The sequence below is a fragment of the Arthrobacter sp. Cr_A7 genome, assembly GCF_029222765.1.
In the GTDB taxonomy this organism is placed as follows: Bacteria; Actinomycetota; Actinomycetes; order Actinomycetales; family Micrococcaceae; genus Arthrobacter.
On sequence record NZ_JARHXQ010000300.1, the window covers coordinates 20,177 to 41,450 of the forward strand.

Consider the following 21,274-nt stretch of genomic DNA (forward strand, 5'->3'; position numbering starts at 1 on the left):
TCACAGTCCCCGCATCACCGCGGCAGAGGCACGCAGCCAGGCCTCCCGGGTAGCAGGCTGCAGCGCCTGGTAGTTCAACCGTGCACCCGAGACGAGGGACCGGTCGTAGGGAACGTCCAGCACCTCCCTCGTCAGGCTCGCGAAATGCCTGCGCGCCCGGGCATGGAGCTGCACGTCGGTTTGCCGGGACGGTGCGGCGAGCAAGGTGACTGCGTTGCTGACCTTGGCCTGGAAGCCGCGCTCGCGCAGTCCGTCGATGAGCCAGACGGCGCTGGCCACAGTGTCTTCCCGCAGCGTGGAGATGATCACCAGTTCGTCGGCAGCAGCCACGGCCCCCTGCCAGTTCGAGGACCGCATGTTGTTCCCGGTGTCCACCACGATGATCCGGTAGAAACGGCGCAGGGCGGTGTGCAGCCGGTCGAACTCGCGGCTGCCGATGGTGGCAGCGCCCGCAGCGTCCTCGTCCGACGCCAGCACGTCGAACTGCGTTGAACCCTGGTAGCGCACGTAGCGGTCCAGGTCCCCGATCCGCCCCAGGACCGGGCTTTCGAAGCGGTCCACCTCCTGCAGCAGGTCCACGGCCGTGCGCGGGTGTACCGCCAGCGGCGCCCGCCACCCCAACGTGCCGCGGGTTTCGTTGTTGTCCCAGGCGAGCGTGTAGCCGCCGCGCTCGATGCCCATCGTGGCTGCGAGGAGCAGGGTTGCGGTGGTCTTGTGGGCGCCACCCTTGGGGTTGACGACGACGACCGTCCTGGGTCCGTCCAAACGGCGCTGCACGTCTTCCCTCGCATCCAGATGGGCGCGTTCGCGGCGGCCGGGGGCAGGGTTGACGGCGTTGCCGCTGAGCCGGCGGACGGCACCCTGCCAGCCCGCTTCTGCCAGTATCGCCGGCGGTGTGGGCCGTTCGGCGAGGAAATCCTGGAGGGTGGGGACGGCGTCGCGCGTGGCCGCGGACGGGACTTCGATAGCCATGGCCAGCCTTCCTTTCTGTAGCGGCTTCCCTGCCGGGGCCAGCCGTGGTGCTGTCTTATGCCCGGTCAGCATGCTCCATGTGCCCCTGGCCAGCTGGCGAAGCAGGGTGAGGAGGACCAGCAGCAGCCGGTACAGCAGGATGGCGAGGCCGATCACCGGCAGGGACAGCATGAGGATGGACAAGATGGAGAGCGAGGCAGCCGCAGGGTCGCCCGCCCCGATGGCGCCGACGGCGGTGCCTGCGTGCTGCCGGATGGCGCCGGCAGTCTGCGCCAGGATGGCGGGCAGGCTCAGCAGCATCCAGCCGAGCGCCAGGAACAGGAGCGGCACTACCGTGACAACCCAGGCGGTGACGATGCGGCGGGCGAAGGGGCGGAGCTCCATGACCCGCGGATCCATTGGCCGCCCTGGCAGGAGACTGAGCAGAACCGGGCGGATCCGGGTGAACAGGTCGGGGACACCGGCAATGTCAGCAAGGACGAAGTAGCCGTCGAAGCGCAGGGTGGGCACCAACTGCTGGAGCATCTCGAGATGCATCAAAGCGGCCGCGAGCAGGAAGAACCCCTGTCCGGTCAGCAGGTACGCGCCGCCCAGCCCAATGAGGCACAGGCAGTTGAAGTACAGGCCCCCCAGGTCTGTACGGATCCTGCCCGCCCGGCCCAGCCGGTAGGAATCGGTGACGTCGGTGAAGAAGGCGGGAAAGACCAGGTAGACGCCGGCTCCGATGACCCCGGGCCGGGCTCCGCCGTACCGGCAGGCCGTGGCGTGCCCCAGTTCGTGGATCACGGCTCCCGCCGTCAGCAGGGCAACGATGCCAAGAAGCAGCGCCGGGGTGAGCAGCACCTGCTGCAGCGACGCCATCAGATCCCCCCGGGTGATGACCAGGACGTCGACGGCGGCCAGCGCCAGCAGGACGGCAGCCACCACCGGCGGCCAATACAGCGGGGCCAGGACAGTGGCCAGCGCATTCACTGCCTTTTCGGGCAGGAGGGTTCCCCGCAGGCGCAGGGCCAACAGCGGGTTGGCCTTCGGCAACGGTTGGGGCTTTGACGCGGCGGGCTGATCGGAGCCGCGGCCAGCGGTGCTGTGGACCAGGCCCATCGGTGCCAGCCTGGTGTCAATCAGGTGGAGCAGCCCGCTTACACCGAGTTCCCGCCCGTAGGCCTCGCTGACTTCCCGTGCCACTTCATCGGGGGACTTCGCCGGCGAAAGGGAAGCGAGCACCAGGTGGAGCAGCTCGGAGAGCTGGACGATCTGACCGTCGCTGCGGCGGAGCAGGTAACTGCGGTCCTTGAGGCCTGATCCCTCAACCGGGCCGAGGAACACCAGCCCGGGTGCAGGGGACCAGCGCTGGTCGAACGCGGCATCCGGTGCTGTTGTCACTGTTCCCCGCCCATAGGTTGAGCCACACTAAGCGCGGTGGGCATGCCCCGGCATTGGAGCACGCCCACCGGATAAGGGTTACTGCAGGCCTACTGTTGCAGGACCAGCAGCTCCTGCACGGCAGCCGAGTTCGCCACTGAACCGATCGTTGCCGCGTTGATGGCGAACGACATGTTCACAGCGATGACGGGGGCGACGTTGACGTTGAAGCACAGCGTTTCCCTCGCAGGAAGCAGTTCCAGGACTTCGGCGTCGAGTTCCCCGGGTAATAGCTCGGTTGAAGTGGTCATTGCATGTCATCCCTCTCCCCCGGGTATTACCCGGGTCCAGGTATTCGGACGGTAAGGACTACTGCTGGACAACAGTGATGCCCTGCAGTGCGGTGCTGTGTGCATTCGACCACAGCGAAGCTGCGTTCAGCGCTACAGACGTATTGGTCGCGTCAATAGCGGCCAAATTAAAGCTGTAGTCGGTTCCGAAGTACAGGGTCTCCCGCGAAGGCAACAGCTCCGCCTGCTGGCCTTCCAGTTCCTGGAAAGTGAGTTCCTTCATGTCAATCACCCCCTTTCGAAGTCTCCCGATCAGTCAACGCGGCGGCCCGTGGCGGTTACATTACTGCGCTGTTATTTTTACGTTGTTTTTGCAATTGGGACGTGACAGCAAAGGGCGCAGAAGCAAAATTGCGCGCATTTAGGAGGTAATACCCGGCGGTTATATATTTGTGGAAGATTACAAAGCAAAGCGCACACAAGGGAAAGCAGGCGCCCGCTTATGGCGGACAACGAAGGCACGATGGTAATACGCGCTTGGGTAGAGCCGGCCCAAAAGCATGCACTCCGGGCCCGCTTGATTTCCAGCCAGCCGGGCCAGGACAAGGAAGTGATCGAGGCGGCCGGCGACAAGGAAGAAATCCTCCTGGCCGTGCGGCGGTGGCTTGACCTGCTGCAGAGGGACCCAAACCTTACCGGCTGACATGGGATGAATGCCTGCCCGGCCCACGAAAGAATGTGCGCCGGCGGTACCTGACAGTCGACTATCCCTTGCAAAACCCCCTGCCCCCTCTGTTACTAAAGCGTCTTGACATGGCTGGTCCAAGTGTCACGATGGTGAGGGGGTCAAGTGTTGCCGCGTAAAGGGGAATGGCATGACGGGGGCTCTCGTGCAGGAATGGCACTTGAGCCTGCTGGGCGCCTGGCGGTTGCAACGGGGCAACACCACCATGGCGGTAGCCAGCAGGGAGCAGCGGCTGATTGCCTGCGTGGGGCTCCTGGGCTGCCGCCACCGCAGTTTCCTTGCCGGCCTGCTCTGGCCAAAAAGCAGCGAAACACAGGCTGCCGGGAACCTGCGCACCACTGTTTGGTGCATCACCCACGCGTTTCCGCAGCTGCTCCGGGCAGGCGCCGCCACCCTTGAGCTTGACGAGTCGGTCCAGGTGGATGTGGCCGCCCTGCAGCGGCATGTGGCAACGCTGCAGGAACAGCCAGGGATCCAGGCCCCCGAGAGCTACCTGGACCACCTGACCCGGGCCGAGCTGCTGCCCGGCTGGTACGACGATTGGGTGGTCTTTGAACAGGAACGCCTGCGGCAGCTGCGCCTCAGCGCCCTGGAGCACATGGCGCGGCAGTACCTGGCGGGAAACGAGCCGGGCAAGGCTGTCATCGCCGCGTTATCCGCGGTGAGCATCGAGCCGCTTCGGGAATCAGCGCATTTCCTCCTGGTCCAGGCCCACTTGGCGGGCGGAAACAGGGCCGCCGCAGTCCGGGCCTACACCATGTTCGCCAGCCGCTTGCAGGGCGAGCTCGGCGTCCTGCCCTCGAACCAACTGACCGATCTGGTGTCCGAGTTCCATCCCCGCTGACGCTGCCGCCTTGCACGTCCACCCTTCGGGGGTGCGGAAAAACCCGCCCGTCCGGGAGCTAAAAAGTGCGGTACCTTGTGGCAATGGACTTCGGCAGCGCTGACAGCTGGGGGGCGGCCATCTACTTCTGGATCATCCCCGTGGTCCTCGGCGATGCCATCTTCCCGCCCATCCCGTCCGAGATGGTGGTGATCACCAGCGGCGCATTGTCCGCCGATGGCAGGACCAATGTGTTCCTGGTGGTGGCCCTGTCTGCGGTGGCGTCCTGGGTGGGCGACATGGTGGTCTTCCAGCTCTTCCGGAAACGGCTGAGCCATGTCCTGGACCGCTGGAGGTGGGGACGGCGGGTCCACCAAGGCATTCATGATGCGATCGCCAAAGCGGGCCGGTCATCCACGTACGGCACTATCATCGGCGCCAGGTTCATACCCGGCGGCCGGCTTGCCACGTCAGCGGCAGCCGGCATCGCCAACGTGTCCGTCCGGGGCTTCAGCCTGTGCGCCGGCCTGGGCGCCTTGCTCTGGGCCTGCTGGCTGGTGGGCCTGGGCTACTTCACGGGTTCAGCCACCGGGCTGCCGTTCTGGGCCAGCTCGCTCATCGGGGTGGGGCTCGGGCTGGTGGTCGGCGCCGTCGTCGGAATCATTGTCACCCGGCGCCGCGGCAACCGGTCTCCCGTGGAGGAGCCAGGGCCGCTCGCCTGACGTGCCCTAGACAGGTGCCCAGCGGCCGCGGCTGCGCCGGAGCACGCTGAGGGAACCGGTCAGGGCAACGCGTTCGACGGCGTCGCGCATCATCGCTGCCGATTCCCGCGCCTGGCGGTTCTCGCCGCTGTATTCTGTTGCCTCCACGAGGAAGCGCAGGTTAAGCTGCGGCACCCCGCCGGAGAGCTGCAGCTGGTGCGACTCAACGTGATGGCGCGTCCCCAGCGCCTCGACGGCGGCATCCATGACCGACTCCGGCGGGTTGCCCGGCCGGAGCCCGGTGATCTTCAGGCGGGTCTGGAACGAAGGCATGCCCTCCACCCTATCCAAACCCTCTCTCACCTTTTGCCGCGAAACCCCAAACCCTCTCTCACGCAGTGCCAGAGGGTTTGGGAAAAGGCTGCAGAAGGTGAGAGAGGGTCCAGGTGGTTAGCCGGTGTTGCGCAGGCCCGCTGCCACGCCGTTGACGGTGATCAGCATGGCCCGCTGGAGCCGTTCGTCGATCTCGGCCCCGCTGATGGTTCCGCTTTCGCCCCGGACGCGGCGCAGGAGTTCCACCTGCAGGTAGCTGATGGGGTCCAGGTACTGGTCGCGGACTTCCAGGGAGCGCTTGAGGGTGGGCTGGGCGTCCAGGAGCACGTGCTCGCCGGTGAGGTTCTGGATCTCGGTGACGGTGAGCTCGTATTCCTCGCGGATGGTCCGGAAGATGTGGTGCAGGTCCTTCGGCACCAGGGTGTCCACGTAGTATCCGGCGATGTCCAGGTCCGTTTTGGCGAGGGTCATCTCCACGTTGGACAGCACCGAGCGGAAGAAGTGCCAGTGCTCCATCATTTCCACGAGCTGCGCCGAGTTGCCGGCCTCGCGGGCAGCCTTGAGGCCGGATCCGACGCCGAACCATCCGGGCACGATCTGGCGGGACTGGGTCCAGCCGAATACCCACGGAATAGCGCGGAGGCCTTCCAGCCCTGCACCCGAGTCTGGGCGCTTGGACGGGCGGGAACCGATGTTCAGGGACCCGAGCTGCTCCACCGGGGTGGACGCCATGAAGTAGGCCGGCAGGTCGGGGTGGTCCACCAGTTTCCGGTAGCGGTCAAAGGCGGCGTCGGAGATGGTCTCCATGACGTGCCCGTACCGTTCCCGCTGGTCTTCGGAGGTGCGGGGATCGCGGTGCAGGGCGGAACCCTGCAGCACGGCGGCAAGGGACAGCTCGAGGTTTTCCCGCGCCAGCTCCGGCAGGGAGTACTTGTCCGAGATGACCTCGCCCTGCTCGGTGAACTTGATTTCACCTTCCAGGACGCCGTTGGGCTGGGCCAGGATGGCATCGTACGTGGGTCCGCCGCCGCGGCCCACGGACCCGCCTCGGCCGTGGAACAGGCGGACCCGCACGCCGTGCTTTGCTGCCACGTCGCGGAGCTTGCGCTGGGTCTTGTGGATCTCCCACTGGCTGGTCATCACCCCGGATTCCTTGTTGGAGTCCGAGTAACCCAGCATCACTTCCTGGACGTCCCCGCGCAGCCGCACCAGCTCCCGGTAGGACGGATTGGAGAGCAGCTGGTCGATGATCTCGGCCGAGGCGCGCAGCTCCTCCACGGTTTCCAGCAGCGGGGCAAACCCGAGCTTGGCGTAGGGCTTCTCGCCGAAGAGGTTCACCAGGCCGGCCTCGCGGGCCAGGACGGCGGCAGCCAGGACATCGTCCGCGCCGCGCGTCATGGAGATGATGTAGGTCTCGATGACGTCCGGGCCATATGTGCGCAGGGCACGCCGGATCTCGCGGAAGACGTCATACGTGCCGTCAGCAGCGCCGTCGAGCTTGATGGGGTGGCCGGACAGCGGGCGGCGTGAAGCGAGCTCGGAGCCCAGCACCTCGAAGCGTTCCTCGCGGCTCAGCTCGGCGTACCGCAGGCCCGGTCCGCCGATGCGGTCCATCAGCTGGCCCACGGCGTCGTGGTGGTGGTCGGCGTGCTCGCGGATGTCCAGGGTGGCCAGGTGCAGGCCGAAGGATGCCACGGCGCGGCGGACACGGGCCAGGGCACCGTCCGCGGCGAGCGACGCCGAGTGGTTGCGGAGCGAGAGCTCCAGCAGCTCGAGGTCCGCCAGCAGTTCGTCGGTGCCGCTGTAGTCCCGGCCGTGCTCGTGGTTGGAGTTGGCAGCCACCCGCTTGCCGGTGTTGATGAGCTTGGCCTTGATGCAGGTCAGTTTCAGCCGGTAGGGCTCCTGCGCGTTCAGTTCCAGGACCCGCTTGTCCAGGCCCGGCAGCTTCTTCAGGTCCTCGTCGATGGATTCCAGCAGCTCCCGGTCCGCACCGGCGAGCGCGGTGGAGTTGGACAGGATGGAGATGAGTTCGTCGATCATGCCGATGCTGATGCGCACGGCGTGCTGGTTCTGGATCTGCAGGATTTCGCGGGTGACGGCCGCGGTGACGTTGGGGTTGCCGTCGCGGTCCCCGCCGATCCAGGAACCGAACCGGATGGGGGCGTCCTGGGAGGCGAGGCTGACGCCGTGCTCACCCAGCAGCTCGGACAGTTCCGTCAGCATCTCCGGCATGGCGTCGGTGAGGATGCCGCCCAGGTAGTAGATGGCGTTGCGGGCTTCATCCACGGGGGTGGGCCGGACCTGGCGCAGTTCATCGGTCTGCCACATCTGGTCGATGATCTCGGCGAGCTGCCGGTCCTGGCGGCGGCGGGCTGTGGTGCCCTCGGCGGTGGGCTGGGCGAGCACGTCGGAGAGCTTGCGGATCTTGTCGAGAACCGAACGGCGGGAGGCTTCGGTGGGGTGGGCGGTGAAGATGGGCCGCACGTCCAGGCCGTTCACCACGTCCTGCAGTACCGCGGGCCCGGCCTGGCTTGCAATGTCGGCCACGGTCTTGGCCAGCCAGCCGTCCTTTTCCGCCCGGGTCCGCAGCCCGCGGACGCGGTGGACCTGTTCGGCGGCGTTGGCGAGGTGGAAGTAGAACGCGAAGGCACGCACCAGGTCCGTGGCCTGCTCGATGGGCAGGGAGCCGAGGAGCTCGCGGACCTGGGCGACGACGTCGTGCGCGCTCCAGGGACCTGTGGCGTCGGCGCCGCCGCGGGCGGCCTCCTTGGACTCCTTGGTGAGGAGGCGGACCTGTTCCACGAGGTCCAGGAGTTCCGGCCCGTGCTGGCGGACCAGGGATTCGCCCAGCAGGGTGGAAACGCGCCGGACGTCTGCCCTCAGTTCGGAGGCAAGGTCTGTTTCGGGGTGTGCTGCAGTGTGAGCCATGGAAGCAATCTTTCGAGGGTTTCGGACTTGGCTCGTACACTGCGCTGGATACTGTGAGCCACGTTACTAGCTAAAGATGCTACCCGCAGGGCGGGGGCAAGGGTCAATCCGTCTCAGATAATGTCGTGCTCCGGGTACCCGACATGGCGCTTCACCAGCTCGAGCTCCGCCCGGAGACGCGCCACCTCCGTCACCTGCGCCGCCGACTCCGCAGCACGCCGGCGGTCCCGCACCGTGTTGGTGGCGAATGCCGCCACCCCCAGCGGCACCATCAGGGCCAGCGCCCAACCGGCCGCCGCAAAGTAGTCCAGCGCCACGGGCAGGGCCGCACGGAAGTCGACGAAGTCGTTGACGCCGTCGGCCATCCCGTTCATCACCCCGTCCAGGGGCCGCAGGGCCTCCCCCACCAGGGGCGTTTCAGCGAACGACGGCGGGTCCAGCCTTGCTTCCTTGTCGCCGCCCCAGCGCCCATCGCCCAGGTGGTTCAGGACGTAGATGCCGGCGCCGAGGCTCGCGGCCATGAAGGCGAGGACGGCGGCGAGCGCGGCGAGGTCCGGACGGCGGGGCCGCCACAAGAGCAGAGCCGCGGCACAGGCCAGCGCCGCGATCCATGTCAACGCTTTGAGCCACTCGCTGCTGATTCCTGCCAGGATGTCCACGCCACCTATTCAACCGCGCGGACCACCTTGATGTTAAAGTCCAGAGTGCCCAGTGCACCGTAAAGCCGCAGCCACAGGGGAAGCACCATCTCCGCTCCCCTGGCCGTGGTGATGTCACCCAGGTCGATGATGTCCCGGTGCCCCAGCGATTCCAGCAACTCCTTGACGACGGCTTTGGCCGACGCGTCATCGCCGGAAACAAACACCGAGTGGTCCCCACCGGCAAGCCGCTGCGGGTCCACCATCAACCCCGCGTTCATCGTGTTGAGGGTTTTCACCACCCGGGCGTCCGGGAACGCCCGCTGGATCCTCTCCCCCAGGCTGTCTGTATTGACCGGGTTCAGGACCGGCGGCATCCCCTGCGAAAAGTCCAGCGCATTCGCAACGTCCATGATGACTTTTCCGTGCAGCCGGGCCGCCCCTGCCGCGCCCAGCGCCGCAAGGGTACCGGCGCCGGTGGTGGCGTTCACCACCACTTCGCCGTTGCCGGCGGCTTCCGCGAAGGTGCCCAGGGCGACGTCCCGGTGGCCCGCATGCCACTCGCTGAAAGTCGGACCGCCCATCCGGCCGGGTACGCTCCGGGCGGCGGTACTTTCGGGGTCCCGCGTGCCCAGGGTTACCTCGTGTCCCAGTTTGACCAGCGCAGCGCTGAGTGTGCGTCCCACTGTTCCGGTTCCCAGGACGGCAATCTTCATGGCATCTCCCGTTGACGGGCAGCGGGTCGACTGAAGGTTTCGACCCGGACCTGCTGGTTCCGAGGGTACTCCGCGGTCCGTGGCAGGCAAGGTTCGGGATAAGGAATGAAGACGCCGTGGCGGCAGTTGTAGCGTGGGCACAGCCAACCGGAAGGAATCATGTCCATCACCCCAGACGCCAAGGTGGAGCGCTGGCAGCGCTTCCGCGCCAACCGGGACAAAGCGCTCGCCGCTCCCCACGGCTGGCTCACCCTCACCTCGTTCCAGTGGCTGGACGCCTCCCCCGCCGCCGTCGACCTGGCTCCCGGCCTGTGGTCCACGGACGGTACGACGGCGGTGCTCACCGCGGTCCCGGAGGACGGGCTGACGCTGGTGGAGACAGGGGAAGCAGTGGACGGCACCATCACGGCCGTGCTCGCCGACGAGGAGTCGCTGATGTGGGTGCAGTTCGGCGGGGCGGACGGCGCCGGGGTGGTTGTCGAGCTCGCCATGCGGGGCGGGCGTTACGCGATCCGCACCAGGGACTCCGGCTCGCCCGTGTTCACGGAGTTCGACGGCGTGCCCACCTACGGCTACAACCCGGACTGGGAAGTCACTGCACGCTTCGAGCCGTACCCCGAGCCGGTGGAGGTGCCCATCGCAACGGCCAACCCGCTGGTGGACGGCGTCCACCGGACCGTGGGCGAGGTGGTGTTCCGCCTCCCCGGCAGCCCGCACGAATTCCGGCTCCAGGCGGAGGAGGAAAAGCTCGGCGCCCTCACGGTCACCTTCCACGATGAGACCAACGGGGACACCACGGACGACTGGCGGAAGCTCTCGGCGCCCCGGCCCCGGCCCGGCGTGGACGGAAGTGCCACGGTGATGCTCGACTTCAACCGGGCCATCAACTACCCCAGCGCCTTCACGCCGTACGGCACCTGCCCCATGCCTGTGAAGAACAACAGCCTGGACATCCGGGTGGAAGCCGGTGAAAAGCTGCCGTTCCCGAACCAGTGAGCCCACCGGCAGTCAGGCGATGGCCGACACCCCCGTGACCGCGCGGCCAACGATCAGGGTGTTGATCTCGAAAGACCCCTCGTAGGTGTAGATGGCCTCGGCGTCGGAGAAGATCCTGGCCATCCGGTAGTCGGTGAGGATGCCGTTGCCGCCCAGGATGGAACGGCCCAGCGCCACGCTCTCGCGCATTCGGGCGCTGAGGTAGGACTTGGCCAGGGCCACCTGGGGCATGTCCGCCGCGCCTTCGTCCTGCAGCCGGGCCAGCCCCGCCATCATCGCCATGCTTGCCACCGCGTTGCCGAGCATGGTCACGAGCTGCTGCTGGATCAGCTGGAAGTGCGCCAGGGGACGGCCGAACTGATGGCGTTCGACGGCGTACTGCCGGGCGACGTCGAACGCCGCCAGCTGCTGGCCCACGGTCTGCCACGCCACCATGATCCGGGAGCCGCGCAGGAGTTCCTTGGTGTCCTCGAAGCTGCTGATTGCGGCGAAGCGGTCGGCTTCCGCCACCCGGACATCCTCGAACACGATGTCCGCGTTCTGCACTGTCCGCAGGGCGATCTTGTTCTCGATCCGGGTCCGGCTGACGCCCGGCAGGGTGGCGTCCACGATGAAGCCGCGGACCGCCCCATCAGCCTCGTCCCGCGCCCATACCAGCACGTAGTCGCAGAACGTCCCGTTGCCGATCCAGCGCTTGGCGCCGTTCAGCACCCAGGTGTCCCCTCCGCCGTCAGGCCGGCCTGTGGAGGAGGAGATCCGCCTGGCGCGGGTTTCCATTCCGCCGGCCACGTCCGAGCCGTGGTTCGGCTCGGTGAGGGCGAACGCGCCGGTGATCCGCAGGCTGGAGGCGTCCGACAGCAGCCGCTGCTGCTGTTCGGGGGTGCCGAAGGCGTAGAGGGACTCCACGAAAAGGTCGTGGTGGACCAGGAAGAACGTGGCAATGGACGTGTCCACGCGGGTCATTTCGGCAATGACCAGGCCGGCGAACAAGTGGCTGTAGCCGCGCTGCGCCGGGGTGCTCAGTTCCAGGGCGGCCAGCTTCGGCAGGATGTGGGCGGGGAACTCGGCCTTGTTCCACCACTCCCCCGCGTAGGGTGCGATCTCGGTGGCCAGGAAGGCCCTGAGTTCGGCCAGTTTGTCGCGTTCCGGCTGGCTCAGCAGGGATTCGTAGGCGAAGAAGTCCGCGGTGGGCAGGTCCACGAGGTTGCTGGCGGCGGAGCTCATTTAGGCCCCATCCGGATTGCGCCGTCCAGTCTGATGACTTCCCCGTTCAGCATGGCGTTCTCCACAATGTGTGCCACCAGCCTGGCGTATTCCTGCGGTTTCCCCAGCCGCGACGGGTGCGGAACCTGGGCACCCAGCGAGTCCTGTGCCTCCTGGGGCAGGCCCGCCATCATGGGAGTTTCGAAGATTCCCGGCGCGATGGTCACCACCCGCACCAGCGAGCGCGCCAGTTCCCGGGCGATAGGCAGGGTCATGGCTGCCACGGCGCCCTTGGAGGCAGCGTAGGCAGGTTGCCCGACCTGGCCTTCGAATGCCGCCACGGAAGCGGTATTGATGATGACGCCGCGTTCCGGGCCGCCCAGTTCGGTGACGGCCGGCTCGGTGGCCACCATTGCCGCTGCCGCCAGGCGCAGCACGTTGAACGTTCCGAGGAGGTTGACCTGGACCACCCGGTTGAAGGCCTCCAGGGGCAGCACACCCTCGCGCCCCAGCACCTTTCCGGGTGTGGCGATGCCCGCGCAGTTCACCACGATCCGCAGTGGTCCCAGCCCAACAGCGGTGTCGACGGCGGCCTGCACCTGCGCCTCGCTGGTCACGTCAGCGGGGGCAAAGACGGCCGTCCTTCCGTCCGCTGAACGGTTGAGCTCGTCGGCGAGGTTCGCCCCGCCGGACGTGGGGAGGTCCAGGAGCACCACGGAGGCTCCGGCGTCGAACAGGGTCCGGGCGGTGGCGGCACCCAGGCCGGACGCACCTCCGGTGATGAGAGCGACGCTGCCTGTGATGTCCATCCATCCTCCTTGATGTGGCCCCGCACCGCGGCAGGCCGCGGAGTAACAGTTAGTGAATGTTAACTGAAATGCCCGCCGCCTGCACCATCCGCCGTTCCGGGCGGGCGGCGGGATGCCCGTTATGGTGGAAACCATGACCTCCAGTTCCGCCACTGATCCGGCCTGGCAGGGCCGGGCAGACCATGCCGCACACTCCGTTACCGCGCTGTTTGGCCGGAAACTGCTGTTCCTGCCGGGCACGCACCTGGCCGCCGTGACATGGAACTCCGGGCAGCCTGCGGGGACGTGGCAGGCAGCCCTGCAGCGGCTGGGCTCACTCGCAGGCCTGCAGTTTCCCTGGCACTACTGGTGGCAGGCCCACTACGTTGACTGCCTGGTGGATGCGGGCAGGCGCGCTACCGGCAGCCCCCTCACGGGCAGTTTGGCGTCCCGGCTGCTCACGGGGATGTGGGTGCGCAACGCGTTCACGTTCGTCAACAACTACTACGACGACATGGCCTGGCTCGCCCTGGCCACCCTCCGCCTGGATGCTTTGGCCGGAGAGACGGGGGGATCTGGACGCCGTCGCAACGCAGCCGTCCGCGAAAGGCTGAAGCTCGAGTTCGATGCAGCCAGCACTGACCATATGGGCGGCGGTGTGTTTTGGAGCAAGAAGCGGGATTTCAAGAACACGCCCGCCACCGCTCCGGTTGCGCTCTTCTACGCCCGGACAGGTCAGCAGGCGAAAGCCCAGGCCCTGGTTGACTGGCTGGACAGGACCCTCTTCGATCCAGCCCAGGGCCTGTACCTGGACGGCGCACGGCTGAACGCCGCCGGTGAAGTCCAGGTGGACCGGGCCGTCTACACCTACAACCAGGGTCCGGTCCTGGGTGCCCTCCTGGAGCTGGGCGGGGAGGCCAACCTCGCCCGCGTCGCCGAGGTGGTGGAGGCGGTGAACCGGCAACTGACCGTTCCCGGCGGCGGTACGGTTCTGCGCTGCGACGGAACGGGCGACGGCGGCCTGTTCACGGGCATCCTGTGCCGCTACCTGGCGCTCGCCGCTACGGATATCCGGCTTCCGGAACGGATCCGCGCCACTGCCGCGCGGCTGGTGACCGGTACCGCGGAGGCGTTCTGGAGCGGAAAGCGCAGCCTGGGCGCCGCCGAGCCTGGGGGAAATCACCCTGGCGGGAGCATCTTTTCGGTGCATGCCGCACGGCCGGCGGAGGAGACGTATCCCCGGGGAGCCGCCGTCGAACTTTCCACCCAGCTGCAGGCATGGATGGTGCTGGAGGCCGCGGCGGCCGTCAGCTCCGGCAACCCCCGGGGACGTTCACTGGCGGATGGCGGCGAGAGGAGTGACGACAGCACCCTTGAGTGACACCGGCCCGCCCTCCGCCGCCAGCCGGGCTTCCTTCTTGCCTGCCGGCGGAAACACCACCGATGTCAGCGTCTGGCGGCCGCCGTCCACGAACACTTCGAGGGAGGACCGGTCCACGTAGACCGTGAGATTCACCGTGCCGCCGCCGGACTTCGCCTCCACGGCACGCGCCTGCCGGTACTCGTCCGCGGCGGTCCGGGCTCCCGTACCGGCCGCCCGGTCCGGTGCTGCTGCAACAACATCGTCGTCCCGGACCACGAAGGCCTTGCCGGTTTCAAAGTCATAGCCCACCGTGGCGTACGTCCTGCCTCCGCTCTGCAGCAGCAGCCGGGCCTCCCCTCCTGCTGAAGCCGGCTTTTCCAGCTCGATGTCAGCCTTGAACGCACCACTCTCCGGCAACCCCGGCAGGGGGATGTCACCCAAGGCGGCGCCCGGTACCTGGACGGGCTCGCCCTCCAGTGACTGCAGCGCGGGCGTCGGCGTGGAGACCAAGGCCGGGCGGCCGCCGTCGGACTCCAGCCGAAGGTCCCGCACCACGGAAGCCGCGCCAAACCAACCGTCGGTGGGGAGCTCGCGGGCGTAGGCCCAGTTGTTCATCCAGCCGATGGCGTGGCGGGACGCCTTGCGCTGGCCGTCCGTCAGGCGGGGGTCATCCCAGGTGGCGGCGGCGTAAAAGTCCGATCCGCCGTCGAGCCACTGGTGGCCACCCACCGGAGTGAAGCCCTTGCCGTCCCAGCTGCCGGTCCAGTACGCCAGGCCGGTGGTGCGGCCCTCCTCCGCACCGTTGGCGCTGGCCGCCAGCACCCAGGTGCGCTTGGCGGGATCGCCGTCCACGTCCATCTGGAAGAAGTCGGGGCACTCCAGGATGCCCAGCCCGTCCCGCTCGAAAGAGGAAGCGTAGGTCCAGTGCTTGAGGTCCGGGGAGGTGTAGAAACCGATCTTGTGGCCCTCGGCCAGCAGCATCAGCCACTGGTTGTTGGCCTCGTCCCGCACGATCCGCGGGTCGCGCCAGTGCTCCGCGCCGGGGTTGTCCATCACCGGGTTCTGGTCGTAGTTCCGGAAGCTGTACCCGTTGTCCGTGGAGTAGAACAGGGACTGGCGCTGGACGCCGTCGTGCTGCTGGGTGAGGACGGCGATCACGGCCCCCTTGCCGAAGCCGGCGGTCCCTTCCGTGTCCACCACCGCGGAGCCGGTTTCGATGTCGCCCAGGCCGTTGCGGAACTTTTCGATGGCGACGCCCTCGTTTTTCCAGTGCACCAGGTCCGGGCTGGTGGCGTGGAACCACTCGGTGCCGTTCCCCTCCGGGTAGTGGGCGTTGTAGAGGTAGTAGTAGTGCCACAACCCGTCCAGGAAGAACGGCCGCTGCGGATCATTCATCCAGCGCTGCTCCGGCGTGAGGTGGTAGGCCGGGCGGTAGCCGGGGTCCTCTTCCGGTGCAGCCAGACGTGCCGCGTCCGGCGCGGGCCATGACTGCTGAACGCCCAAGTCAGTGAGCAGGGCGTCCCGGGCTTCGGGGCTGACGCAGTCCGGAAGCTCCACTTTTGCAGGGTCTTCTTCCACCGTGCCGGCCATGCTGCTGCGAAGATAGACCTTCCCGTCCGTCCGCACACCGGCCAGCCAGCCCGTGCCGCACTCGATGCTGCGGACGTCTTCCGTCCCTTCCGCTGGGACGTCGCCGCCGCGTTCAACCAAGGTGGAATCGTTGCCCTTGAGCCAGAGGGAGGCGTAGCCGCCGCTCCGGTCCTTTGCTGCAGCCTGGGCAGCGGCTACCTCTCCCAGCACGCGTTCGGCGGCAGCTGCTGCGCCCGGCCGGGCATTTCCGGCGAGCACCAGGGAGACTGCCAGGACCAGGACAGCCCCCGCGGCCACCGCCCACAGGAGGGGGCGCCGGCTGAGGGCGAAGCGTTTGAGTGCGGGGAGTACGGTTCCGAGGATATTTCGGGGCATGGTTTCAATCCGTCGCTGAACGCACAAGTGCCGTCCCCCGGGTCGGGGAACGGCACCAGCGCAAGTGAACCGTCAATTTTACCGGCCCGGGGCACGGAACCTAATTACGTCCGGCGCGGGCGGTCACAAACCCGACGGTGACGGCGCGTCACCCGGACGCTTTTTCTGCGGATAAGGAGCCTCACCGCGGGCCAGCATCTCCACGAATCCGGCGATCCTGCGCTCCCGGGTGGCGGCCTGCTTTGCCGAATTGGTCCGGACGATGAGGGCGAAACGGTTGGACCTGGTGAGGACATCGAACATCGCCTGGGCCGCCGGTACCGCCGCGATGGCGGCCGCCAGGTCGGGCGGCATTTCCGCCGTCGCCTGGCCGGCATAAGCGGCATCCCAGCGGCCGTCAGCCTTTGCGGCCTCCACCGCGGCCCGCCCGGCGTCGGCCATCTTTCCTTCCTCCTCCAGCCGCGCCACATAGGTGACGTTCCTGGCCGACCACACGCTGCGGCGCCCCCGGGGCGTCATCCGTTGGAAGGAGCTTTCGTCATCCCGGCGCCTGGCCTGGCCGTCGATCCAGCCGAAGCACAGCGCCTCGTCCAGTGCGGCGGCGTAGTCCAGTTCCGTGATATGCCCGCCTTTTTTGTGCAGGACCAGCCACACACCGGGACTGCTCTGGTGGTTCGCCTCCAGCCAGGTCCGCCAGGCGGCAGCGTCCGGCACCAGCAGTTCCTCGAGTTCAAGTGCCATGCGCCTATTCTGCTCCTGAAGTGCTGCGGAACAAGCGGGTGCCCTTGCGGCGGCGCCCGTGGCATTATGGCCGTAAACGTCACCGCCGACACGAAGGACAGCCCATGCTCCGCGTCCGTCCCCTGCATTTCACGTCCGCCATCGATTCCTGGGAGCGGCTTCTCACGGCCCTGGGCCTGGTCCTCACCGAGGGCGACGGCGGGTTCCGTATCTTTGACGCCGGCGGGGGCCGCCTTGCCCTGCACGACGTCCCGGAAGGGGACGCGAGTGACGGAACCACGGCGTTCGCTGTCGAAGTGGGCGACCTCGCGGAATTCGCCCGCCGCACCAACCTCGCTGCCCAGGACGACGACGCCACGCCCGCGGAGCCGGCCACCGCCGAACTGGTCACCGCCGACCACGGCGAGGCGTGCAGGATTACTGCACCTGACGGGTTCAGCTTCCTGGCGGACCAGGCCGGCACCGATGTGCCCTCACCGGACGCGGACCCGGCCCTGGCCGTCGTCGGGGTCTGGTTCACACCGGACACGGACGCCGCTGCCCGCACCCTGCGGCACGTCGGTGCCCGGCCCCGCCCGGTGCCGGACAACGACGAGACAGCGGACTTCACCGCAAAGAACGGCGGAATCCTCATCGTGCGGCCGGCGTCGGGGCCGCCGCGGGCCGGCCTGGGCTTTGAGTACGACGGCGCACTGGAACCTTTGCGGGACCGCCTCGCCTCCGCCGGGTTCGACGTCAGCCTCACCGAGGAGGCGTTCGGAAGCACCCTTCACGTCGCCAACCCGGACGCGGCCCGGGACGGCGCGCCCTCCGTGCCCGCAACGGTCTGGATCTCGCAGCACCGTCCCATGGGGTAGAACTTAACCATGAACGTGCGCACACCTGACCCGAACCCCGGCTGGCTTTCCGAAGAAGACCTCTTTGAGGCGCGCGGGCGGCTGCCCATGGTCTACGTGGAGGCGGTACCGGTCAGGCTGGACCCGTTGGGTTACGTGAACGAAGTGGGCACCCTGCTGCAGGCCGACGAGGACGGGACAATGGTCCGGTCCCTGGTGTCCGGCCGCGTTATCTACCGTGAAACCATCCGCGCCGCCCTGCTCCGGCACATGGAAAAGGACCTGGGACCGCTGGCGTTCCCGCAGCTGCCCATCAGCCCGGTTCCCTTCACGGTGGCCGAATACTTCCCGGCGCCATCCCAGACCGGCTTCACCGACGAGCGGCAACACGCCGTGTCCCTGGCCTATGTCATCCCGGTGACGGGTGAGTGCGAGCCCCGCCAGGACGCCCTGGAACTGACGTGGATGACCCCTGAGGAAGTCCTCAGCCCCGGCGTCCAGATGGAGTTTTCCGGCGGCCGCGGCGGGCTGATCCGGCAGGCGCTGGCCTTCGCAGGCGTCGGCTCCTGACGCCCTCGCCGGAACCTGGGGGTCCCCGATATTAGGTGCCCGCCTTTGTAGACTGTAGGGCGGACCGCAAGAGAACTTAAGGACTCCCATGACCGAAACACCAGCCGCCCGGCACCTCCGTGAACAGCAGGCTGGATCCCTGACCACCGGCAACCTCATCCTCCTGCCGGACGGTGAACGGACGGCCGAGATCCACCAGGTGGAGCTTGAGCGGGACGATTTCGGCGCGCCGGCACTGGTGCTCGCCAGCCTGACGGGCGGCGGGACGCTGCGCATCGCCGTCGGCTCCTCGGTAACGGTTGTTGAGGAGCAGTCCGACGACGTCACGCACCTTGCGCTGGCAACCTCCCCTTCCCAGGACATAGGGCAGTCCCTTGAACCAGGGCACCCGGAGGAACCTGCCGAGGCCGGGCAGCCTGCCGAATCACCCCAGGAGCAGCCCGGCGAAAAGCCGGCGCCCGTCGCGGCGGTGCCCGCCGTCGTCGTACCTCCCCTTCCTCCTGTCCCGCCGGCCGCGAACGGTCCCAGCGAGGAGGAACTGGCCCTGATCCCGGCTCCTGCCGGCACCCCGGAATCCGTGGTGGAGGCCGCAGCGGAGGCGCATCCGGACGCGATGGGGGTCCTGCTGCTGACCGACCGGCTGGCCAAGGGCGTCAACTTCAAGTCCGGAAGCTGCCTCAAGGACCTCAGCGACCTCGCCCACGAACTGTTCATCACCCTCAAGGACGCCGAAAGCTCCCTGGCTGTGGCCGACCTCCTCACGGTCCTCCCCTACGACGGAAACCCCGGGCGCTGGGCGTCGGTGGAGGCCTCCCTGGCCCTGGCAAGCTACATCTGCCGGCAGGACGGCCAGAATGAACGGGCAGCCGTTTACGAGAAACTGATCCGGACCCCCGAGAACCAGGAAACAGACCCGTTCAAGGCACGGATGGCTGCCAAGGTCCGGCAGCGCTCGCTCAACGAGCCCAACCTGTACGACAAGGAAATCTTCCGCTCCATCGATAATTCCAACCACGACGCCGAGCGCGAATGGCGGCTGCTGCGGCTGGAATCCCTGCTGTTCCTGCGCGCGCACGGCGGGTCGGAAACCATCGGCATGGGCGAACTGGAGCGCCGCATCAGCAACGAGCTTGAGGCCGTCCGCGCATAAGAAATAGCCCCTACCCGGGGCCGGGCCTTAGTTGTACATTCGGGGCTATGACGAACAATCTCAGCGTAGTGATCAACGCCGATGCTCCGCAGGTCTGGACCATGCTGCGTGAACCTTCCAAGGTGGCCCAATGGCATGGCTGGCAGGCCGAGGACCTGGACGCCGAAATCAAGGAGATCTACTTCTCCGGCGATGTGGAGGAGGCTCCGGACCACACCAGCCTCACCGTCCATGGCGGGGACACCTTCGAACTTAAGCCCGTGACGGACGGAACGCGCGTGAGCGTGACACGCGGGGCCCTGGACCACAACTCGGAGTGGGCCGCCTGGGACGAGGACATCACCCAGGGCTGGCTGACCTTCCTCCAGCAGCTCCGCTTCGCGCTGGAACGCCACCCGCACGGCAAACGCCACACCCTCTTCCTGCACCTCACCGAGGGGCAGGGCTCGGCGATCGAGAAGCTCGGACTGGACTCGGTTCCGGCTCCCGGAGAGCCCTATCAGCTGACGCTGGGCACCGGTGAGGAAATCTCCGGCAAGGTCTGGTACCGGACCAGCCATCAGGTAGGGCTCACGGTCCACGGCTACGCGGAGCACGGCGAGGGGCTCCTGGTGGTGGCCGACCACCCTGCCATCAAGGATGTGCGCGAGGAGGGTGAGGGCTCCCTGGTCATCGCCTCCACGTACGACCTCGGCGCTGCCAAACTCGACGCCATCCGTTCGTCCTGGGACTCCTGGCGGTCTGAGAACTACCCCTCATCGGAACCGGTGAGCTGACGGTCCTGGCCGGTTTGCCGGCGCCCCACTGATTGCCGGGGGTGTGCTGATTGCTGGCACACTGGTACGGTGCCAGCCAACCCTGCCTCCGTTCCATCACCTGCATCCGCACTCCCCGCACGCCAGTCAGAGTTTTCCTTCACCGTGGGCACCCGCCTGGCGGAATCGTGTCCGCCGTCGGCTGCGCTGGTGGACGGGAACGGCGGGGAGTTCCTGGGCCGCACCGGCACCATCACCACGCCGCACGGTGAGATCCAGACGCCGGCCTTCATCGCCGTCGGGACGAAAGCGACGGTTAAGTCGGTGCTGCCGGAGTCCATGGCTGAGCTGGGAGCGCAGGCACTCCTGGCCAACGCGTACCACCTGTACCTGCAGCCGGGCGCGGACATCCTGGATGAGGCCGGCGGGCTGGGGGCCTTCATGAACTGGCCCGGGCCCACGTTCACGGATTCCGGCGGATTCCAGGTGATGAGCCTGGGCTCGGGGTTCAAGAAGGTCATCGACATGAAATCCGTGGACGCATCCGGGCCGGATGACGCCGTGGCGCCCGGCAAGGAGCGGCTGGCCCACATCGACGACGACGGTGTTTGGTTCAAATCGCACCTCAACGGTGACCGCCACCGGTTCTCCCCGGAGATCTCCATGCAGGTCCAGCACCAAATTGGCGCGGACATTATGTTCGCCTTTGATGAGCTGACCACCCTGCAGAACTCCCGCGGCTACCAGGAGGAATCGCTGGAGCGGACACGGCTGTGGGCGCTGCGCTGCCTCGAGGAACATTTCCGGCTGACCGATTCGCGGGTGGGGAAGCCGTACCAGGCCCTGTTCGGCGTGATCCAGGGTGCGCAGTATGAAGACCTGCGCCGCAAGGCCTGCCGGGACCTGGGCGCCATGCCCTTTGACGGGTTCGGCATTGGCGGGGCTTTGGAGAAGGAGAATCTCGGCACGATTGTCCGCTGGTGCAACGAGGAGCTGCCGGAAAACAAGCCCCGCCACCTGCTGGGCATCTCGGAGCCGGACGACATCTTCACCGCCATCGAAAACGGGGCCGACACGTTCGACTGCGTCTCGCCCACCCGCGTTGCCCGGAACTCCGCGTTCTACACGCCGTCCGGGCGCTTCAACCTGTCCGGCGCAAAGTACAAGCGCGACTTCGGGCCGCTGCAGGAGGGGTGCGACTGCTACGCGTGCACCCACTACTCCCGGGCCTACATCCACCACCTGTTCAAGGCCAAGGAGATGCTGTCCGCCACGCTGATCTCCATCCACAACGAGCGGTTCGTGGTGAAGATGGTGGACGACGCCCGGCTGGCCATCGAGTCCGGCACGTTCTTCGACTTCAAGGCCGAAACCCTGGGGCAGTACTACTCCTGACCCT

At 67.3% G+C, this 21,274-nt stretch carries 21 protein-coding genes; 10 read left to right on the forward strand and 11 right to left on the reverse strand.

The features are described 5' to 3' along the window. From P2Q66_RS17640 to P2Q66_RS17650, 3 genes are all read right to left on the reverse strand, one after another. Complete coding sequence (locus tag P2Q66_RS17640) at positions 1-2,355, reverse strand: hypothetical protein (protein ID WP_275730245.1); 2,355 nt, start codon at positions 2,353-2,355, stop codon at positions 1-3. Positions 2,356-2,444: 89 nt separating this feature from the next. After that, positions 2,445-2,645, reverse strand: coding sequence for a hypothetical protein (locus P2Q66_RS17645; RefSeq protein ID WP_115526195.1), 201 nt, complete (start codon positions 2,643-2,645; stop codon positions 2,445-2,447). A gap of 58 nt (positions 2,646-2,703) precedes the next feature. Continuing rightward, complete coding sequence (locus tag P2Q66_RS17650) at positions 2,704-2,907, reverse strand: hypothetical protein (RefSeq protein WP_115526194.1); 204 nt, start codon at positions 2,905-2,907, stop codon at positions 2,704-2,706. 294 nt (positions 2,908-3,201) lie between these two features. Here P2Q66_RS17650 and P2Q66_RS17655 point away from each other — a divergent pair, with 294 nt between their 5' ends. The 3 genes from P2Q66_RS17655 (at position 3,202) to P2Q66_RS17665 (ending at position 4,914) form a co-directional block, all read left to right on the forward strand. Further along, positions 3,202-3,327, forward strand: coding sequence for a hypothetical protein (locus tag P2Q66_RS17655; RefSeq protein WP_275730249.1), 126 nt, complete (start codon positions 3,202-3,204; stop codon positions 3,325-3,327). Between the two features lie 172 nt (positions 3,328-3,499). Continuing rightward, positions 3,500-4,213 carry a BTAD domain-containing putative transcriptional regulator gene (locus tag P2Q66_RS17660; protein ID WP_275730251.1) on the forward strand — a complete coding sequence of 238 codons (714 nt, stop codon included), beginning with the start codon at positions 3,500-3,502 and terminating at the stop codon, positions 4,211-4,213. Between the two features lie 83 nt (positions 4,214-4,296). Beyond that, complete coding sequence (locus P2Q66_RS17665; protein ID WP_079598102.1) at positions 4,297-4,914, forward strand: VTT domain-containing protein; 618 nt, start codon at positions 4,297-4,299, stop codon at positions 4,912-4,914. Between the two features lie 6 nt (positions 4,915-4,920). Here P2Q66_RS17665 and P2Q66_RS17670 read toward each other — a convergent pair whose 3' ends face one another. The 4 genes from P2Q66_RS17670 to P2Q66_RS17685 form a co-directional block, all read right to left on the reverse strand. Beyond that, positions 4,921-5,226 carry a hypothetical protein gene (locus P2Q66_RS17670; RefSeq protein WP_115526230.1) on the reverse strand — a complete coding sequence of 102 codons (306 nt, stop codon included), beginning with the start codon at positions 5,224-5,226 and terminating at the stop codon, positions 4,921-4,923. Between the two features lie 117 nt (positions 5,227-5,343). Beyond that, a complete protein-coding gene (gene ppc / locus P2Q66_RS17675) occupies positions 5,344-8,154 on the reverse strand; it encodes a phosphoenolpyruvate carboxylase (RefSeq protein WP_275730253.1) in 2,811 nt (936 codons plus the stop codon). Between the two features lie 113 nt (positions 8,155-8,267). After that, positions 8,268-8,813: a hypothetical protein gene (locus tag P2Q66_RS17680; RefSeq protein WP_275730254.1), complete on the reverse strand. Its 546-nt coding sequence runs from the start codon at positions 8,811-8,813 to the stop codon at positions 8,268-8,270. Positions 8,814-8,818: 5 nt separating this feature from the next. Beyond that, on the reverse strand, positions 8,819-9,508 hold the full coding sequence (locus P2Q66_RS17685) for an NAD(P)-binding domain-containing protein (RefSeq protein ID WP_275730255.1): 690 nt from the start codon (positions 9,506-9,508) through the stop codon (positions 8,819-8,821). Positions 9,509-9,667: 159 nt separating this feature from the next. Here P2Q66_RS17685 and P2Q66_RS17690 point away from each other — a divergent pair, with 159 nt between their 5' ends. Next, complete coding sequence (locus P2Q66_RS17690; protein ID WP_275730258.1) at positions 9,668-10,504, forward strand: DUF1684 domain-containing protein; 837 nt, start codon at positions 9,668-9,670, stop codon at positions 10,502-10,504. Between the two features lie 12 nt (positions 10,505-10,516). Here P2Q66_RS17690 and P2Q66_RS17695 read toward each other — a convergent pair whose 3' ends face one another. Together P2Q66_RS17695 and P2Q66_RS17700 are read right to left on the reverse strand one after the other, a co-directional pair. Beyond that, complete coding sequence (locus tag P2Q66_RS17695; protein ID WP_275730260.1) at positions 10,517-11,728, reverse strand: acyl-CoA dehydrogenase family protein; 1,212 nt, start codon at positions 11,726-11,728, stop codon at positions 10,517-10,519. Continuing rightward, positions 11,725-12,516, reverse strand: coding sequence for an SDR family NAD(P)-dependent oxidoreductase (locus tag P2Q66_RS17700; RefSeq protein WP_275730261.1), 792 nt, complete (start codon positions 12,514-12,516; stop codon positions 11,725-11,727). Before P2Q66_RS17700 ends, P2Q66_RS17695 begins: the two co-directional genes overlap by 4 nt. 133 nt (positions 12,517-12,649) lie before the next feature. On the opposite strand from P2Q66_RS17700, the gene P2Q66_RS17705 reads away from it, so the two are divergent. Beyond that, a complete protein-coding gene (locus tag P2Q66_RS17705; RefSeq protein WP_275730263.1) occupies positions 12,650-13,876 on the forward strand; it encodes a glycoside hydrolase family 76 protein in 1,227 nt (408 codons plus the stop codon). Here P2Q66_RS17705 and P2Q66_RS17710 read toward each other — a convergent pair. Next, entirely contained in the window at positions 13,829-15,823 is a 1,995-nt protein-coding gene (locus P2Q66_RS17710; protein WP_275730265.1) for a glycoside hydrolase family 32 protein, read from the reverse strand. The two genes, P2Q66_RS17705 and P2Q66_RS17710, sit on opposite strands and share 48 nt — an antisense overlap. A gap of 123 nt (positions 15,824-15,946) precedes the next feature. Further along, positions 15,947-16,564: a YdeI/OmpD-associated family protein gene (locus P2Q66_RS17715; protein WP_275730267.1), complete on the reverse strand. Its 618-nt coding sequence runs from the start codon at positions 16,562-16,564 to the stop codon at positions 15,947-15,949. Positions 16,565-16,668: 104 nt separating this feature from the next. On the opposite strand from P2Q66_RS17715, the gene P2Q66_RS17720 reads away from it, so the two are divergent. The 5 genes from P2Q66_RS17720 to tgt all read left to right on the forward strand — a co-directional run bounded on the left by P2Q66_RS17720 (position 16,669) and on the right by tgt (position 21,270). Continuing rightward, a complete protein-coding gene (locus P2Q66_RS17720) occupies positions 16,669-17,421 on the forward strand; it encodes a VOC family protein (protein WP_275730268.1) in 753 nt (250 codons plus the stop codon). Between the two features lie 9 nt (positions 17,422-17,430). Next, positions 17,431-17,970, forward strand: a complete 540-nt coding sequence (locus tag P2Q66_RS17725; RefSeq protein WP_079598113.1) for an NUDIX hydrolase family protein — start codon at positions 17,431-17,433, stop codon at positions 17,968-17,970. 88 nt (positions 17,971-18,058) lie between these two features. Next, positions 18,059-19,120, forward strand: a complete 1,062-nt coding sequence (locus tag P2Q66_RS17730) for a DUF6707 family protein (RefSeq protein ID WP_275730271.1) — start codon at positions 18,059-18,061, stop codon at positions 19,118-19,120. Positions 19,121-19,167: 47 nt separating this feature from the next. Continuing rightward, entirely contained in the window at positions 19,168-19,896 is a 729-nt protein-coding gene (locus P2Q66_RS17735) for an SRPBCC domain-containing protein (RefSeq protein WP_275730273.1), read from the forward strand. Positions 19,897-19,965: 69 nt separating this feature from the next. Next, positions 19,966-21,270: a tRNA guanosine(34) transglycosylase Tgt gene (gene tgt / locus P2Q66_RS17740; protein WP_275730274.1), complete on the forward strand. Its 1,305-nt coding sequence runs from the start codon at positions 19,966-19,968 to the stop codon at positions 21,268-21,270. Positions 21,271-21,274 lie beyond the last annotated feature (4 nt).